This window comes from Methanobacterium paludis, assembly GCF_000214725.1.
GTDB lineage: Archaea > Methanobacteriota > Methanobacteria > Methanobacteriales > Methanobacteriaceae > Methanobacterium_C > Methanobacterium_C paludis.
On sequence record NC_015574.1, the window covers coordinates 306,400 to 324,012 of the forward strand.

The 17,613-nt window shown below is 33.9% G+C and carries 17 protein-coding genes and 1 pseudogene; 9 read left to right on the forward strand and 9 right to left on the reverse strand.

Annotation, left to right across the window (positions count from 1 at the left end):
* Nucleotides 1–36: 36 nt before the first annotated feature.
* The 3 genes from MSWAN_RS01370 (at nt 37) to MSWAN_RS01380 (ending at nt 2,663) form a co-directional block, all read left to right on the forward strand.
* Nucleotides 37–1,140, forward strand: coding sequence for a right-handed parallel beta-helix repeat-containing protein (locus tag MSWAN_RS01370; protein ID WP_013824818.1), 1,104 nt, complete (start codon nt 37–39; stop codon nt 1,138–1,140).
* Entirely contained in the window at nt 1,121–2,191 is a 1,071-nt protein-coding gene (locus tag MSWAN_RS01375; protein ID WP_048187805.1) for a right-handed parallel beta-helix repeat-containing protein, read from the forward strand. The genes MSWAN_RS01370 and MSWAN_RS01375 overlap by 20 nt, the downstream gene beginning before the upstream one ends.
* A 73-nt stretch (nt 2,192–2,264) precedes the next feature.
* Nucleotides 2,265–2,663, forward strand: coding sequence for a DUF5518 domain-containing protein (locus tag MSWAN_RS01380; protein WP_013824820.1), 399 nt, complete (start codon nt 2,265–2,267; stop codon nt 2,661–2,663).
* 632 nt (nt 2,664–3,295) lie between these two features.
* Here the strand turns inward: MSWAN_RS01380 and MSWAN_RS01385 are convergent.
* Nucleotides 3,296–3,559: a hypothetical protein gene (locus MSWAN_RS01385; protein ID WP_048187807.1), complete on the reverse strand. Its 264-nt coding sequence runs from the start codon at nt 3,557–3,559 to the stop codon at nt 3,296–3,298.
* A gap of 335 nt (nt 3,560–3,894) precedes the next feature.
* Between MSWAN_RS01385 and MSWAN_RS12160 the strand changes: the two are divergent.
* From MSWAN_RS12160 to MSWAN_RS01400, 3 genes and pseudogenes are all read left to right on the forward strand, one after another.
* A pseudogene (locus tag MSWAN_RS12160) lies at nt 3,895–4,368 on the forward strand (C1 family peptidase); the annotation flags it as partial.
* A 58-nt stretch (nt 4,369–4,426) separates the two neighbouring features.
* Nucleotides 4,427–5,191, forward strand: a complete 765-nt coding sequence (locus MSWAN_RS12165; RefSeq protein WP_013824822.1) for a BRO-N domain-containing protein — start codon at nt 4,427–4,429, stop codon at nt 5,189–5,191.
* A gap of 271 nt (nt 5,192–5,462) precedes the next feature.
* Nucleotides 5,463–6,134, forward strand: coding sequence for a DNA-methyltransferase (locus tag MSWAN_RS01400; protein WP_227716980.1), 672 nt, complete (start codon nt 5,463–5,465; stop codon nt 6,132–6,134).
* A 186-nt stretch (nt 6,135–6,320) separates the two neighbouring features.
* Here the strand turns inward: MSWAN_RS01400 and MSWAN_RS01405 are convergent, their stop codons facing one another.
* Entirely contained in the window at nt 6,321–6,683 is a 363-nt protein-coding gene (locus MSWAN_RS01405; RefSeq protein ID WP_013824824.1) for a hypothetical protein, read from the reverse strand.
* A 542-nt stretch (nt 6,684–7,225) separates the two neighbouring features.
* On the opposite strand from MSWAN_RS01405, the gene MSWAN_RS01410 reads away from it, so the two are divergent.
* Nucleotides 7,226–7,936, forward strand: a complete 711-nt coding sequence (locus tag MSWAN_RS01410) for a DUF4013 domain-containing protein (RefSeq protein WP_013824825.1) — start codon at nt 7,226–7,228, stop codon at nt 7,934–7,936.
* 548 nt (nt 7,937–8,484) lie between these two features.
* Here the strand turns inward: MSWAN_RS01410 and MSWAN_RS01415 are convergent.
* The 6 genes from MSWAN_RS01415 to eif1A all read right to left on the reverse strand — a co-directional run bounded on the left by MSWAN_RS01415 (nt 8,485) and on the right by eif1A (nt 14,123).
* Complete coding sequence (locus MSWAN_RS01415) at nt 8,485–9,009, reverse strand: SIS domain-containing protein (protein ID WP_013824826.1); 525 nt, start codon at nt 9,007–9,009, stop codon at nt 8,485–8,487.
* A gap of 450 nt (nt 9,010–9,459) precedes the next feature.
* Complete coding sequence (locus MSWAN_RS01420) at nt 9,460–10,518, reverse strand: DNA topoisomerase IV subunit A (RefSeq protein WP_013824827.1); 1,059 nt, start codon at nt 10,516–10,518, stop codon at nt 9,460–9,462.
* Complete coding sequence (gene top6B, locus MSWAN_RS01425; protein ID WP_013824828.1) at nt 10,511–12,076, reverse strand: DNA topoisomerase VI subunit B; 1,566 nt, start codon at nt 12,074–12,076, stop codon at nt 10,511–10,513. Before top6B ends, MSWAN_RS01420 begins: the two co-directional genes overlap by 8 nt.
* A 133-nt stretch (nt 12,077–12,209) precedes the next feature.
* Nucleotides 12,210–12,788 carry a KH domain-containing protein gene (locus MSWAN_RS01430; protein WP_013824829.1) on the reverse strand — a complete coding sequence of 193 codons (579 nt, stop codon included), beginning with the start codon at nt 12,786–12,788 and terminating at the stop codon, nt 12,210–12,212.
* A 63-nt stretch (nt 12,789–12,851) separates the two neighbouring features.
* Nucleotides 12,852–13,619: a serine protein kinase RIO gene (locus tag MSWAN_RS01435; RefSeq protein ID WP_013824830.1), complete on the reverse strand. Its 768-nt coding sequence runs from the start codon at nt 13,617–13,619 to the stop codon at nt 12,852–12,854.
* A gap of 198 nt (nt 13,620–13,817) precedes the next feature.
* Nucleotides 13,818–14,123 (reverse strand): translation initiation factor eIF-1A, encoded by a 306-nt coding sequence (gene eif1A, locus MSWAN_RS01440; protein WP_013824831.1) that lies wholly within the window; start codon nt 14,121–14,123, stop codon nt 13,818–13,820.
* Nucleotides 14,124–14,614: 491 nt separating this feature from the next.
* Between eif1A and MSWAN_RS01445 the strand changes: the two genes are divergently transcribed.
* Together MSWAN_RS01445 and MSWAN_RS01450 are read left to right on the forward strand one after the other, a co-directional pair.
* Complete coding sequence (locus tag MSWAN_RS01445) at nt 14,615–15,862, forward strand: molybdenum cofactor synthesis domain-containing protein (protein WP_013824832.1); 1,248 nt, start codon at nt 14,615–14,617, stop codon at nt 15,860–15,862.
* Between the two features lie 143 nt (nt 15,863–16,005).
* Nucleotides 16,006–16,626: a class I SAM-dependent methyltransferase gene (locus MSWAN_RS01450; RefSeq protein ID WP_013824833.1), complete on the forward strand. Its 621-nt coding sequence runs from the start codon at nt 16,006–16,008 to the stop codon at nt 16,624–16,626.
* A gap of 222 nt (nt 16,627–16,848) precedes the next feature.
* On the opposite strand, the gene MSWAN_RS01455 is transcribed toward MSWAN_RS01450, so the two are convergent.
* The gene (locus MSWAN_RS01455; protein ID WP_013824834.1) at nt 16,849–17,601 is read right to left on the reverse strand and encodes a UPF0280 family protein; all 753 of its coding nucleotides are present in this window, start codon (nt 17,599–17,601) and stop codon (nt 16,849–16,851) included.
* Nucleotides 17,602–17,613: the final 12 nt, after the last annotated feature.

Sequence of the window (17,613 nt, forward strand, 5' to 3'; positions counted from 1 at the left end):
GTAACTAATAATGGTGATAATGCAACATATTCCAGCATGTATGATCTTACTTATGGTAGTGTTGGTATTTTAGTGTCAAGTGATGATGCAATTGTTACTGGAAACACTGTTACAGGTAATGGTAATAATGTGAGTGCATCCAGCTTTTTTAATGTGAATGGTATTGGTAGTTCAGGAATAGTAGTTAATGGTAATGGTGCTAATGTTTTTGGAAATATCGTAACTGACAAGGGGGATAATACAGCAATATCTGACTTTAGGGGAAATTATGCTGGCAGTAATGGTATTGTTGTGTCAGGGGATAATGCTAATATTTATGGAAACATTGTGACCAGTAATGGTAACAGTTTAACAAGAGATTCTGCATATGGTGGAAATTCTGCTGCAGGTAATGGTATTGTCGTGTCAGGCACTAATGCTAATGTTTATGGAAATACTGTGACCGGTAATGGTAAGTCAACATCATTATCTTCATTTTTTGGCATAGCCAATAACGGAGGTAATGGTATTTTCATCTCAGGTGATAACATGACTGTTTCAAGTAATGAAGGGACTGGCAATGGTAATGGAATCTCTGCAACTGGAAATAATCCAATTATCACAAGTGACAACACTATTCACGATAATGATGGTTATGGACTTTATGTGATTGCAAATAATATAAACCTCAGCGGATTTGACATTTACAATAATGGTAAGGATGGAATTTATGCACCTGGACTAAATTTGAATATCTTTGGAAATACATTGACTAATAATGGTGGTAATGGAATTTCAGTTACTGGTGATTACGCAAATATTACTGGCAATACATTAACCACTAAAGGTAATAATGGAATTTCAGTTACTGGTGATTACGCAACTGTTTCTAGGAATACCGTTGCTGGAAATAGTGGTGATGGATTAGATGTAATTGGAAATAATGAAATTATTACTGGTGATAATGTTATCCATGATAATAACGGGACTGGTCTTTGGGTGCATGGAAATAACATAAATCTTATTGGATTCAACATCTACAATAATGGTGGAAATGGAATTATTGCATTTGGAAGGAATTTAAATGTTTCCGGCAATACTATAACCAACAATGGAGGTAATGGTATTTCGGTTACTAGTGATGATGTGGAATGTTTCTGACAATACTGTCACAAGTAATGCAGGTATTGGGATTAGTGTAAATGGATCTTTCTCGGTTGTAACTAACAATGTTATTCATGATAATATTTTTAGTGGTCTTATGGTGAGTGGAGATTATGCACAAATCTCACAAAATTCCATAAATCACAACGGTTACAATGGAATAAGTGTATTTGGCTCTAATGCTGTAGTTAATGATAATGTTGTAACTAATAATGGGAATAATGGTATTTCTGTATTTGGTGATCATGCCAATGTTTCTGGAAATACTGTAATTAGTAATGGATATAATGTTTCGTATCCCATAGATAATGTTAATGTGCCCAGTCCAAATATTTTTGATCAACCTATAAGTTATGTTCAAGATTTGTTATTGTCAATAATAGATTATATGAACGAATATAGATTATTTTTTGTTGATCTTTGTGAAAGAATTAATGCATTAAATTCTGAGGGAGGAAGTGGTATTTGGCTTTCTGGTAGTTATATAACTATCTCAGGGAATACTGCTAATAATAATACTTGTTTTGGTATTTCATTATCTGGTGATAATGGAGATATTTCTGGAAATACCGCAAATACTAATGGTGGTGGAATTTTTGTACAAGGAAACAATGGATTGGTAACTCAGAACACTGTTGAAACAAATAACTTAATAGGATTTTATGTTGACGGAAACCTTGAAGTCAGCAATAACAATTGTACTAATAATTATGGAAATGGAATGATAGTTTCTGAGTGTCTAACTTATTCCAACATTATTGAACATAATGGTGGAGATGGTCTTGTAACTACAGGAGATAGTCAAATAATTTCAAATACTATTAGTGATAATCAGGGTAATGGGATAGTAACTTGTTGTGATCTTTCTAATTATCCCACGGGTAATGATGGCGAAGGTAATAAATTGTTTGGGACTTTACCACCTTTTATATTTAATCTTAGAAATAATATTGAAGGCAATTTGGATGAACCATTATCTGAATTATTTCACGCGCTAGATCCTGAAGGAGATGTTAATATCATTGAGGAAATGCCCAAATCAGTTTAAACCTTAATAACATATTTTTTTATTAATCGAATTGTGATATAAAAATTATCAATAGTTAATAAGAAGGGATACATTGAGTAGCTTAAATTTGTATAACAAAAAAATATTTTTAAACTATAAAGCTATTTTGTTTGGGTTGATCGTCGGAGCTATCTTTTTTTTTATTAGCAATAGATATAATATCTTAGGTCCAACATTAATTGTTCTGGGGTGCGGTTTCATTTCTGGTTATATTGCTGGTGGAGAAAGTAGAAATGGAATAATCAACGGTTTTTTTGGTAGTTTAGGTTATCCACTTATGTTACAATCATTATTTTTTATTTATTACCCAAATTTGCCCATACCAATCCCTGTTTTCACTCTCATAGTCAATACAATTATTATTACAATTGTATGCGGATTAGTAGGTGCATTTGGTGGTTTAATAGGAGTAAAAATTAAAAACCCTAACAAAATTAAAAATAATGGGTAATAAATTACTTTAAAGCTGATAAAACTTTGTATAAATATGGCATTAAGTATTATACCAAACAACCTATTTATGATAGTTTAATCAACCGGTTTAACCTGTTAAATTCTATTTTTTAATGGATTATTTTAAATAAGAACTGTAACAGATGTAATAGTTTCAAGTGTAAAACAATGTAAAGAAATTGTAAAACAATGTAAAACAATGCAATGAATGTAGATGTTATTTGTAACTTTACACTTCTAAAAAATGTAACACTTTGTAACGTTACCTGTAACCGATTTCTATCACGGATATTAGGTAATTTAAATTTTTGACGCGAGAATAAACCCTAAATTGTAAAGATTTAACTTAAATTTTTGTAAAGGTTTTGTAAAGGTTAGTGTCAAGAATGTAAAGGTTGTAAAGGTTAATGTCAAGAAATTAACTATAAAATTTCCTAAGAATTTCCTGAATTAAGAAAAGTTCCAAAAAACCAGTTGATTAAAAGAATAGGAAAGAATTAGTCTTTAGGTTTAACAGGGCTGTTATTGGTTCCAATGTTACACATGTATGCCATATATTTTTTCCAGGATAAATCCCTGTAGCCTAAATTGTCTACGTCTTGGAAGTATTTGTTTTTTTTGAAGTATTCATCAGTTTCTACTTGTTGTTCTACTTTGTGGAATTGTTTCATCATACTCTCTAATTGTTTTTTCTGTTCTTTCTTTAACTATTTTCACAATTTCAAGGGCATTATCTATTGTGAAATCAAAACCTAATGTTTTATAGTTCTCTAAAAGATGGTCCAACGCATCCATCACCCGTAATCCAGATTTGAATATGTCTAGTTCTCGATCTGCACTTGCCAGTACTTGTTGGAATCCTCGGAAGTGCACATAATCAATGCTCCAATCCAAGAATTTATGATGTGCTCTGTGGAAACTATAATAATCCTCTCCTATTGCATTCTCCTTGTAAAATTCATCACATTTCCTGATAGATTCTATAGAGAAGGTTGATTTAAGGGATAAATGTTCGCCTGTTGAGGACCAGGGAGATCTTGGATCCTGTACTGCAAACGCACTGGCAGGAATCCTTGAATACTGGGAAAAGAATAATATACAAGGTTACGTTGATGCCTCTAGACTATTCACTTATTATGTTACCAGACATGAGATTGAAGGGCAGTCAGGGGATACTGGAGCAACAATAAGGGATACTATGAAGGTCTTTAAATCAGTTTGGTACCTGTACTGAGAAAACATTACCTTATTTGGTATCTAAGTTTGATGAAAAGCCTTCAGCTAAATGTTATAAGGAAGCCACAGGATTTGAATCTGTAACTTATGTTAGTCTGAAAGATATAACAGCTGTTCAAAAAAGCCTTGCAGCGGGGATCCCTGTTATATTTGGAACAACATTGTACAGTAACATTTGTGATACATCTGGCAACATAGGCACCAATCCCTACATACCATTACCTGGTAAAAAAGATAAAGTCATAGGCGGTCATGCAATTGTAGCTGTAGGTTACTTTAAAGATGCTAATGGAAAACTCTGGTTAATATTCAGGAACAGCTGGGGCACTTCCTGGGGTGAAAATGGCTACGGTTATATTGATGCTGAATATTTCACTAAAAAATATGCAACTGATCTTTGGGTACTCCTAAAAGATAAATATGTATCAGCTCATGCAGAAATGCTTAAAATGAAATTAACAGCTTAATTAACTTTTTTTATATTTTCTTTTTTTTAAACCAAATTAACATGGACTAGTGAGAGCTATGAATGAATTAATGAACTTCAAATTTGAAAATGATGAAGAGTTGGAATGTATCGAGTTAAATGGGGAACCTTTATTTAATCCATATACGATAGTTGAATGTTTAGAAATGACTCATGAAGCTGTAAAAAAATTTGTTCAAAGAATGAGTGATAATAAAAAGATTTTGATTAAAAATTCGGATGGGACAAATAGTCCACATAGAAAATTTAATAATGCAGGAGAACTTTTTATCACAGAATCAGGGCTTTATAACCTTATTTTTAGAAGTAGAGCAAAAAAAGCTGAAAAATTTCAAGATTGGGTTACAGATAAGGTTCTTCCATCAATTCGTAAAACTGGTAAATATGAATCTGAACTGGAAAATCAGAATGTACTTACAAGACAGTTACTTGACAATATGACACGAAACTTAGAACAATTAACAGGTGTAAGAACAGAAGAAATGGCAATAACTCAAAATGAAAGCTGGAATAAACGATTATCAAACCTTATGATTGATTGCAGTACACGAGGTCTTGGAACAATTCGTGAATTATACAATGAACTATTCTATGTATTTGCTAGTGAAACCGATATAGATATAGAAGATATAGCAAAATTGAAAGGTTTAAAACGGATGGACTATCTTAGAAAGCATAAAGAATTATGTAAAACAGTCTATGAGTTTGCACATAAACACTTTTCAAGTCAGGATAGACAAATTGTGTTAATCTCTTTAGATCATGATCAACAAAGGTTAGATAGATTTGTAGGTGGAAAATAACTTTTTTTTAATGTGGGGATGTTTCTCAATAAATATCATTTGGAGCAATTGGTAATTCAAGAAGATTTTCCCCACACATCCTGTTTTATGAATCTTTTATTAAATATAAACCCCCCCCCCCCCCATAAAGTGGAGTTAAAATACTTATATGGGGGGGATGGGTTTTCTATAACCACAGGGGATGCTTTATGTAAGCATCCTTATTAAAAATTTAGTGAGAGGGGTATAGAGAACTATGTATAATTTATATGAAGGAGATTGCCTTGAAGTCATGCGATCTATAAAAGATAAAAGTGTAGATTTAATTCTGTGTGATTTACCTTATGGAACAACAAATTGCAAATGGGACAATATTATTCCATTAGAACCTCTTTGGGGGGAATATAATCGAATTATAAAGGATCATGGGGCTATTGTATTATCTTCGTTGCCTCCATTTACGGCGGATTTAATTCAAAGTAATCGTGAAATGTTTCGTTATGAATGGATATGGCAGAAAACTTGTCCTGTTGGATTTTTAAATTCTCATAAAATGCCATTACGAGCTCATGAAGTTTTACTGGTATTTTATAAGAAGTTACCTACTTATAATCCTCAGATGTGGATGAGTAAACCTTATCATAAGAAACGTTCAGGTAATCAGAGAGAACATACGGTTTATTCAACTTATAAGTCTTCAGAAACTAAGAGTAATGGTGAAAGGTTCCCTTTGGATGTTATAACATTTTCAAGGGATAAGAAAAGTTATCATCCTACTCAGAAGCCTGTTAAACTTTTTGAGTATATTATTAAGACTTATACTAACCCTGGGGATTTGGTCCTGGATAATTGTGCAGGTAGCGGTACAACAGGCGTTGCTTGTTCCAATTTAGGTAGGGATTGTGTTATGATAGAACAGGATCCTGAGTATTGTGATTTGATCCGAGAAAGAATGGGGAAATAAGGGGGTTAAATTTACAACTTTAGAAGATTTTAATTGTAGAGGTTGTTAAAAACTGTACAATCAACAAAACACAACAATTTTGGACAGTTGCAAAACCTTTGACCTTTACCTGGTTGAAGGTTCTATTTTTTTAGCCAAATCCAAGAAATAAAAACATATTTCTAAAAAAATAGAAAATAAAAAATTTTAATATTCTCTTTTCCTGATTAAATCTGTGACGTCCTTAATATCACCCATATCTAATCTTAAACGTCTTAAATCTGTTTTTGGTGGAATTTCTTCTTTAGGTATTAACATTTGAGCTTCATATTTACTGTAATATAGATCAATAACTTGGAAGAATAGTACAGTTTTACTATTTAATTCATTAGCAAGGTCTCTGGCAATACTTCTTAAATATTCTTCATATGATTCTTTATATTTTGAATCCTTAGGAACAATTTTTTTAAGTAAACGCCTCCTTATGATTGGTAAATCCACTTCGAATATTGTTTTATCTTTCACTTCATCAGCCAAAATCTTTAAAGGTTTGTCCTTAGATCCCAACATTTAAATCACATCATTTCATATTCTCTGCAATCTAAAAGTATCAGATAATTACAAATATCAATAAGTTAAGTCATCTACATCACTACCAAATGTTTTTACCATGTCTTTTAATATCCTACCCTAACACCACCTCCTTGAATTATTGCTTAATATACTATTATTATTAAAAAACTTTTCTTAATTTTCATCCACCTTTTCTTGACATTTATAGTGGTACCATTTAAATGGGGTTTAATTTGGCTTTGAATTTTACTACATTATATAAATTATAATGACTCGCACAAAAACAGAAAAAAATATAGTTCTCAATATCTTAATTGAACTATGCACAAAAAATATCAATTTAACAAAATAACAAAGATTTGTGCGTACTGTGGTAAAGAATTTGAAACTACCTGTGCTCGACAAAAATACTGTACAATAGATCACCGACGAAAAGACCACTATGAAAGGAATAAAAAAGAGAATTAGACATCTATTTTATATACTATACCTCCATATCCCTAATTATCATACTTAATTGAAGATTGGGGTATAAAACCATGAACATAAAAGGAATAGTAAAAGATTCTTTGAGATATCCGTTTTCTGATTGGAAGAAAATTTTATTATTAGGTATTATTGTATTGGTTAGTAACTTATTTAGCTTTTCTACGTCTTTAAGAACATTAACTCTTAATTTAGTGATTATTGGATTAATTATTGGTATTTTGATATTTGGCTACGAATTTAGAATTATAAAATCCTCCTTGGATGGTGTGAATGAACCTCCTGAGTTTAATGCTTGGATTGAAATGTTTGTAGATGGTATTAAAGTATCTATAGTTAGTTTTGTTTATGCAATTCCTGCTATCTTGATTATACTGGTTTTTATAGTGTCTATATCAAGTTCTAATATATCTTTAAATATAGGATTTGTGGCTCTTATTGCAATTTTGTATGCAATCATAGTTATTCCAATATTGTTAATGGCAATAGCAAATATGGCAAATAATGACAGTAAACTCGGTTCAGCATTCAGATTTCATGAACTAATCAACAAAATCTCAACCAAAGGATGGAAAAATCTTATAATATGGTACATAGTGACTGGAATCATTTATTTAATCATATTCAGTATAGGAGTCGTTGTAACTAATATTTTCTCATTAATCAACTCTATTGTAGGAATAGTATTGGTTTCATTAATTTTAAACCCATATATCTACATGTACCTCTCTAGATCAGTGGCGTTATTCTACATGTCAGAGTAAAAAAAATCCATTATTTATCTTTTTTTTACTTAGAATTTTGAATGGACAGAAATGAAAAATAATTTAATTAATAATTAAATAATTAATTAATAAATAAGTAAAAAAACAAGGGTATCCTGGAAGCCGTATATACCGTATATATGTATATACCGTATATACCAAAATTCAATGAGCTTCGATCTCAAGGTCAATTAATAATTCATTTTTTTCTGAGAATTTAATTTAATACTAACATGCTCTAAATTATAGCAAAATAGAAGATTATATGTGCATGGGGAAGCTTAATTGTTATTATATGCTCTTACAGCATTCTATTTTAATATTATGTCAAAATGGGGATATAAACTTTGAAGTTGTTGATTGATATGTGGATGAAAAAATAAGAAAGATATTTTAGATACTGGTTTATGAAGACCATTTAAGCAATAGTAAATGGGGATATAAAGATTAAAAATAAGAAATATTAAAAATATAAGGAATAGAATGAATTATGAGGATTAATCACTAAGATAAAGTCACAAGAACTTGTTCCTACCTCGAATCTTAACTTAATCTTCTACAAGTTCTGCAATGATTCCCTCTATGAATATTCTCGTTGATATTTCAAATAAAGCTCCAAATGGTGTCATAGGTTCATATTCACCGGATACTCGCCTTTCTATGTAATCTTTAGTTTTTGCTTTGATCCTACCTGGTATTTCCACAACCAGGTCAGATATTTTTGCTAGAGGTGAATCAGAAAATGAGGTTATGGTTACGATCTTTGCACCATTTTCTTTGGCCTTTTTTGCGGTGGTCAATGTGGGTTCGGTGTCCCCAGCTCCAGATATTGCTACAAGAACATCATTTTCATTTATTGCAGGAACTATGGTCTCTGTGATAACAAAAACGTTAAAATCAAGCCCTTTAAGTCTGGATGCAAATGCCTTCCCAATTAGTTCAGACTCTCCAAATCCGCATATGAATATCTTTGATGCCTGTTTTAAGTACTTTTTAAAAGTAGCCACTGTCTCTTCGTCCACATCTATGCATTTCAGATGAGAGGTTATCTCTTCGATTACAAGCTTCAACATAAAAAAACACCAGTTTCTATTAATTTTTTTATTTTTTCAAGCTATTATAAATTATGATTTTTTTGGAGAAAAACCAGTTTCAGGTATAAAACGGATTATTAAACTTTTTTTTAACTGCAAAACTAATTATTAACAGTTTTAAAACTACAAACTAATCGAAAACAATTTTTAATTTTTTTAGTGATTTGTTTTAGAACCTAAAATGATTCAAATTTTAAATAAATTCCTCTTCAATAAATTCCAATTCTTAAAAAATAAAACTAAACACTAAAGGGAATTAAAAACGGTTAGAAAGTTAAAAATAAATTTAAAGGATAATTCTTAATGATCTAAAGATGATAAAAACAATTTTAAAAATAAAAACATAAAAAATAAGAAAAAAAGAAACAACCCATAAAATCAATTATTGCTAATTTATACTTATAAATTTAGCAAATCTTAAGGGTTGTTTTAGGATTCCATTGCATCCAGTTTTTCAGGCAGGTACTTTTCAACTACGTATTCAAGACCGTATTTAGAGAAAGACTGCTGCTCTGCTTTTTTCCCGATCTTGAGCATCTTCTTGATCTCAAGTTTCCAGAAGTCTTCGTGGTACCTTGGATCTTTGTAGAGCTCTTTAAGACGTAAAACGTCGATATCTTTTAATTTATCTGTTGGGAGGTCGTAATTTACAATATCTGATGCTGTAACTCCAAGGAACTTAGCATTTGGTGTTGCAAGTTCGTGGTTTACGTGTGCCAGCTTTGCGCTTCCTGAGATAATAACCATGGCGATATGGAATCCCCATGGGTCTCCGTCGTTACAGATGTAAACTGGTAAACCGAGTTCTTCATTGGTTCTTTTAAGGAATCTACGGGTTGCACGAGCTGCCTGCCCTTTAAGTCCAACTATCAAACAGTTGAACTTTTTGTAAGCCTCTTCCTGAACCATTCTGTGGAACATACCCATTGTTTCCACTGCAATCACACGTTCAACACCGTGATCAAGAAATTCCACATCATCTATGGTTGGTGATATACTGTAACCTGATTTACCGGATTTTAATGCGTTTACTTCCACATCGTCATCCTTGACAGTCAGGTCTCCGTAAACTGCTGCACCGTCTTCTTCGGGCATTAGTCCAAGATCTTCACGGGTTACTCCAAGGGTGACTTCCAAATCTTCACCTATAAGGTTTGATTCCTGCTGGTCGCCGAAATCAACATCCCAACCTTCTGATACGTAGTACATTTCCCTTATAGTTGCAGTTTTCTGTGTTTCTACGAGTCCCTTGCAGAAATTGGCAGTGCTCACCATCTGAGCCACTTTTTTTATTTGTTTCACATTTCCAAGGGATCTTTTACCGTAACGGTCCCCCAGCACGTAGTAACGTTTTGCATCATCGTAAACTATGTTGGATGTACCTCTTGATGGGACTTTTATTGCAGGTACGGTATGCCTTTCAACATCGTCTATTATTCCATTTCCCAGGCCTCTGAGTCTGCCCAGGATTAAATCTTTTTTATCCATTGTTGACCTCACCTAAAATCTTTGGTTTTCGTGTTACCTTTGCTAGAACATCGGCATATTCTGGAACATCCCTCTCTGCAAGGATGGCGGCCTCTTTAAGTATAACAGGTACGTAAGCTTCAAAAATTTTTGAACGCATTTCCTCTTCTTTTGCAGCTCTTTTAGCGTTAATATATTTTTGCAGGCTCCTGGCAATTTTCATTGTGGCCTGTCTAACCTCGTGGAGTATCTCAGGTTCTGGAGCAACGCTCTGCTTACCTGTTGAAAGGTAGGGCACGTTGGTCGAAACTATGTTAACGAAAACAGTTATTGGGGCGTTTTCAAGATCCCTTATACCGTAACGTTTCCAGTCTATGCTTTTCAGGGCTTCTGTTATGGCACAGCTTCCCTGGTCAAATGTTAGTGGCACCCTGTTTGCAAACCTCATTATTTCGGCACGTTTTTGGTCACCGACCACCCTTCCTGATTTTCCACCGTAGGATATTCCTGCTTCTATTATGAATGAAACTCCTCCACGGTACGTTTTAGGTTTTCTGGTGGTTGTGGCAACAAATTCTGGATCTAAAATTTCTCTTATACCCTTCTCGATCTGTTCTTTTCCTATTGGGATTAAACCGGATGTGGGTGGAGCCATGAAATCCATTTGACCGAAGAGATCAACTATCTGCTCTGCTTCTTCCCATTTCATGTCTTTAGGACGTTTATTAAGATCTATCCCTGTTGCTTCCTCTATCTCGTTAATCCTTTTGTTTGACATTCTTGAAAGGGAACTGGTAAGCAGACTTCTGAATCTCCTTTTGTCGGTATGTTTAGCCATGAATATGAGGTCATCAGCTGTAACACCCTTTGGATGTGGTAGAACTTCCTTGGGAAGTGGAGGTATCACATCTGTTGCTCTTTCAAAGATAAATTTTTGTCCTGTGGGGTCACGGAAGATTATCTTTGCGTGAGGGTTTGCTATCACAGTTCTTCTCATGTATTCAAATGCACCCTGTTCACTCAAGGAGTATGAAACATCCTTAAACTGCAGTTCTATTAAAACACCTGTTGAATGGACTTCTACAGGCTTCCTTTTTAATACAAGCCCCTTGTTCTTTTTAACATCCATTTTAAAGGTCATCTCAATTCCTTTGAGATCATTTCCATCCCTGTACCCTGAAACCACTCTGGCAGGCTGGCCTGTGGTCATCTGGGAGAGCAGGACACATCCACTGCATCCAAGGCCCTGCTGACCTCTTGACTGGATGTTCCTGAATTTGGAACCTGCAAACATGGTACAATAGACCTTGGTTATATAATTTTTAGGAATTCCCGGACCGTTATCCTTATGTTTTAGTATATAATGGTCCTTATCAACTCTCTTAAGGTCTATGGTTATTTCTGGCTGGATTCCTGCCTCTTCAGCAGCGTCGAGGCTGTTAGTTATCAGCTCGTGAAAAACCATGGTGAGAGATCGTATTTTCCCGGAGAATCCCAGCATCTGTTTGTTTCTTCTGAAAAATTCTGACGCTGAGAGTTCTTTAAACTCTTCAAAAAGTTCTGATGCTTCTCTTTCCAAAGTTAGCCTCCTCCTTTAAACTTACAATCTTTAATTGGTTATGGTTAATCCAACTTAACATGAATTTATTCATTAAATTGTCAGATTAAACTTTTCATAGTGCACTTAATAAATTAAATAATAAATTAAAAAATTATAGCAATTTATTTTCTTCTTTTGCTATGCTATGGAATTCTTTGATCTTCAGTTCACGACTTTTCATTTCAAGGAATGCATAGACGCTTTTATGTCTTGCTCCTTTCAGAATCATCTCAACGGCTTCTTTTGCAATGTGGATACGTTCCATATCACCTATCATGGCTACTGTTTTACCGTATACTGACACGTTAACCCCAGTCATGTCTGTGATTATGTCTCGTGTCCTACCGTCTTTACCTATTATCCTTCCCTTTTGTCTCAGCACTGCTTTTTTTGATTTTCCAACGTAATCTGGCAGATTTATTATTTCCAGTATTAAATCATCACTGGTGAGCTTTAGGGCGATTTCAGGGTTGAAACCTCGACCTATTGCTTTTACGATGTATCTAGTCTTCCAGACAGATAATGGGTCTTCAGTGTCTTCCCGTGGTGATATGGCTATGCTTCCCGTTTCACTGTCAATTTCTATGTTTGTTTTGGTTGCATTTTCAATTTCTTCTTTTACAATGCCTTGTTTCCCAATGACCACTCCCACCCTTTCACGGGGGATCTTGAGATATTCAGTGTTAGGCATAATTTCACCTCATGTTGTCTAAATAATATATTACAATATCCTTTATAATATACTTTTCTATCCTCATAAATCCATAATTTTACTCTTAATCTCATCCTTAGTGATATGAATACCCAGTTTTTTAAAATCTTTAACTAAGTTGTCTATATCCCTGTTTAAAAGCTCCATTGATACAGGATGGTTGACCAAAACACCTTGGCCCATATCGATTATAACGGGTTCACCATCATTAATTAAGATATTATAACTTGATAAATCGCCATGGACTAATTTAGCATCTTTATATAATATTTTAACATAATCTACTATTTTTTCTAAAACTTCCTGAGGATTGGATATTTTTGATTGTCTCAGGGGTAGTGCAGGGTTTCCTTCTTCATCCCCTACAAATTCCATTACCAGAACATTATTTTTTGCAATTATGGGTTTTGGAACATTTACTCCAACTTCATATGCTCTCATGAGGTTTCTATATTCCTTAGTAACCCATGTATTGATGATCTGGCGTTTGTTGGAGGTTCTAACATTAAACCTGGGGTCGCCCTGGATATAATACTGCATTTTTTTAAAATCAGATGATCTAACTCTGTATATCTTAACAGCAACTAATTCATTATCTTTGTTATATCCTTTGAAGACATTTGCTTCTTTCCCTGTACTTATTGCCCCTTTTAAAATGTGGATATGCCCCATTTTGGACAGTTTATAGAGTGTTTTAAGGGTCATACTATCGAAAACTTCGCTTCCAACTTGTCTGTCCTCAATGCCTTTTATTCTCTTCTCTGACAACAGTTTTCTTAAATCATCATCTGCCTTTGATACTTTTGACACATAGAACACTCCTCACATAAAAATTGAACTACCTAAAATATCATAACTAAACCTCTAAAACTATTATTCATTTTAAGTTTTTAAAACATTTAAAAAGTTTTAAAAAGCTTCAATAGCTTCAAAAAGCTTTAAAATAGTATAAATTTTGTTAATAAATATTTGAACAGTTATATAACTTTAATAAATTTTATTTTAAAATTATAGTTTTAAATAACCTCTGCGCTCAAGCCAGTTGGCTTCTGTACGTGTATATCTCCATATGACGTCAGCTTTTTCGTCGCTCTGGAAATCCCATGGTTTTATAAGGACTACATCTCCTTCCCTGATCCATATTCTTTTCTTCATCTTACCCGGAATTCTTGTAAGTCTTGTTTTACCATCCGCACATCTGACTTTTAGTTTTCCATGGCCCAGTATTTGTTCAACTACTCCTGGTATTTCCCCGCGTCTAGGGGATCTCACTCTCCTTACTTCCTGAGTTCCCTGATTTTGTCCTCTTCTCAAATACTCTCCTCCTTCTTTAGAATTATTTGTCCTAGGTTAAATAGATCATTAAAAGTAAAGATTTATAGGTGTATATAATGTTGATTCAATTATAATTATGAATATCTTTCATAAAATTTTACTTAACAGTAGCACTGTTTTGTTGATCATTTAATCTTAGTATCTATATAGAGTTTTGATGTATATAAAAAAGAGCATTTATTATGAGTTGGGGTATATGAAATTTTTATTACTTTTTATTTTTGTTGATAAAATTTAAAATTCTTTTCATTATGGACAGTTTACTTATCTCAAGTATTTAATCAAAATTTCATTTTATCAAAAAAAAGTTTCATTAGATACATTCACTCATTTCACCCATAATAAATTGAAGTAAGTAAAATTACTATAATGACAACATTCAATAGGATTAGGAATAAAAAATTAATAAATCGTTTTCGTGTTGATTAGTACAACCTACATTTACAATTTAAATTTAAAAACGTGGTAACATGGGAAAAGTATTTTTAAACATAATGGAACCTGAAGATGTGGAAAAAATCATTGGAGATCTTCCAGTTAAAAAAAGTGTTGAAAATGTACTGATTAAGGAAGCTCACAGAAGGGTACTTGCAGAAGATGTTTATGCAACTATCAACCTTCCCCCTTTCAGCAGAGCATCCATGGATGGGTATGCTGTGAGGTCAGAGGACACATTCAAAGCATCTGAAGATTATCCAGTTAAACTGAGACTTTTGGAATCTGTGGGTGCAGGGGATATACCCAAAAACAAAGTTGAAAAAGGAACGTGTATAGAGATTTCAACGGGTGCTCCAGTACCGGAAGGTGCTGATGGAGTTGTTATGGTTGAAGTTACCCAAAGAAAAGCTAAAAACAATAATTCGGAAGAGGTCATGGTTTATGAAAGCGTTACAATGGGTGAGAACATAGCGGTGGCAGGCTCTGATGTGAAAAAAGGTGAAATTCTGCTTCCAAGTGGAGCCCTGATAAATTCGAATAAAATAGGGGTTTTGAGTGCAATTGGGATGAAAAAAGTACCTGTTTTTGCAAAGCCCAAAGTAGCTGTCATATCAACGGGAAATGAAATAGTAAAAAACGATCAGAAGTTGGAGTATGGTAAAATATACGATATAAACTCTCAGACAATTTCAAATGCTGTGGAAGAGTGTGGATGCACACCAGTATATTCTGAGATAGTTAAGGATGATTATAAATCGTTTATGGGTAAAATAAATGAATTTAAAGATGTTGATCTAATCATCACATCTGGAGGAACTTCTGCAGGTACTGGGGATGTTTTAAGGACAGTTTTGGACGAGTTAGGTGATGTTCTGGTGCATGGAATAGCTGTAAAACCGGGCAAACCCACAATAGTTGGACTGATTCCTAGTGAAAATGATAAAAAAGTTATAATCGGACTTCCAGGTAACCCCGTATCAGCGCTCGTAATATTCCACGTCTTTGTTGCTCCATTTTTGAGGAAGATGGCTTCGCTGAAGGATGAGGGAGGCAAGAAACAAACCCGAGAACTCAAGATCTCAAGAAGATACCACTCAGCAAAGGGCAGGTTACACTATGTTCTTGTAAAAGTTGATAAAGAAACAGCCATCCCTATATTAAAGGATTCTGGTGCAATATCTTCCCTTGCAGAGGCAGATGGATTTATTGAAATTCCAAAAAACGTTGAAATCATTCAAGAAGGAAGTTACGTTACTGTAATGCCGTTGAGTGAACTTTAAATTAGTATAATGACGGCCTGTTGACTAAATTCACAGAAAATATGTCATTTATAGAACTAAATAAATTGAAAACATAGGTTTGAGAAATTTAATAAATTTAAACAATTTTTAGTAATAAAGCGCGTCCTAAATAAGGTGGTCTTGTGTTTAAAAAGAATTCAATGGATTATAAGAAACAATCAAGGAAAAATTTTGATGAAGAAGCTGACACGTATTATGAAACTCACGATGGAAAACATTCTAAAGCCCTGTACGATCTGATGATCGATAAATTGAATTCGTTGGACTACTCTTCCCTTCTTGATGTTGGGTTCGGTACTGGAGAGGTTCTCTCACGCATATCTTGTGAAGGTGTTCGGTTTTCAGGTCTTGATATATCACCACAAATGCTCAGCATTGCAAGAGAAAATCTTGGAGAAAGTGTGGATCTCAGACTTGGCGATTCAGAGGAACTCCCATGGGATGATGAATCATTTGACGTTGTAATGTGCTTAAACTCATTTCATCACTATCCCAATCCAGAAAAAGTGTTAAATGAAATGGGAAGAGTTCTTAAAACTGGTGGAAAAATTGTTATGGCAGATCCATGGCAGTCAACACCCTTCAGGCAAATTATGAATTTATTCATATGTTTTAATGGTGGTGGGGACGTTAAAATTTACTCCGAATCAGAGATCTGTGACCTTTTGAGCAGATCTGGATTTAAAAATATTGAATGGGAAAGGGCAAATAAAAACGCGTTCATAGTGATGGCTAACATATGAATCTGCTAACGATTCTGAAAGTTTAGAACTGTTTTTGAGTCCTATTCCTTAACCTTATTTCTAATTTAATTTATAATCCTATTCCTAATCTTATTTTAATTTTGTTAAAATAAAGACTTTTAAAATAAGACTTTAATATAGAAAGATCAGGTTTAAATGAAAAAACAGATTAAATTTAGCCGAAAACATGATTTCAAGATGTTAAAGTTAAGATAATGGAAGTCAGTACACATCAAAGAAATCCCCAAGCACAACCTTCTTATCAGTCTGCACAAGTTTTGGAATTTTGCCCATTGTACCTGCGGACTCCCCAACCACAACCATAGTACCCCGAATATGTTCTTTGAAGTTATCCGCCCTTTCAAGACAGTTATGAACAGCAATATTATCTGAATCACCCACTGCACTGTTTGCAATGGATGTTGCAAGGGCATCTGCAATACTGGCTTCATCTGCAAAAATTGTGACAGAATCTGCCCTTCCAAAGCTTATAGAATGGCCCACAGTACCGGAGGAAGTACATATGCCCATGGGAGTTTTTTCATGTTTTATCTTGAAACCAATTTTTCCTGAAAGGGATGATTCTCCAGCATACAAACCCACTGTCACATCTTTATTAGTTTTTAGGGCCACATCCCCACCATTATCCGCGATAACATATTTTGCGCCGTTTTTTAACATAAAACCCATTGAAAGCTGCGCTATTGTCCCTGCAACAGCCGCCATTGGACCTACCTCGGCCCTTCTACCTGCCCTTGCCATCATACTCACAATAAGTGGGGTTGGGGGCATGGTTTCAACAACAAGAGGTTCTAAGCTTGTTAAAAATTCAGGATGTACTCGTATGTAAGCTGTAAGTTCCATTCTCTGTTCCAGTATAAAGTTAGGGAGGTAATGTTTTTTAAGATCGGTTTTGAGCAATATGTTGGTCTCTTCGATTTGGATCCTTTCCCTTATGATTCTCGAAGTTGTCATCAAATTTTATCT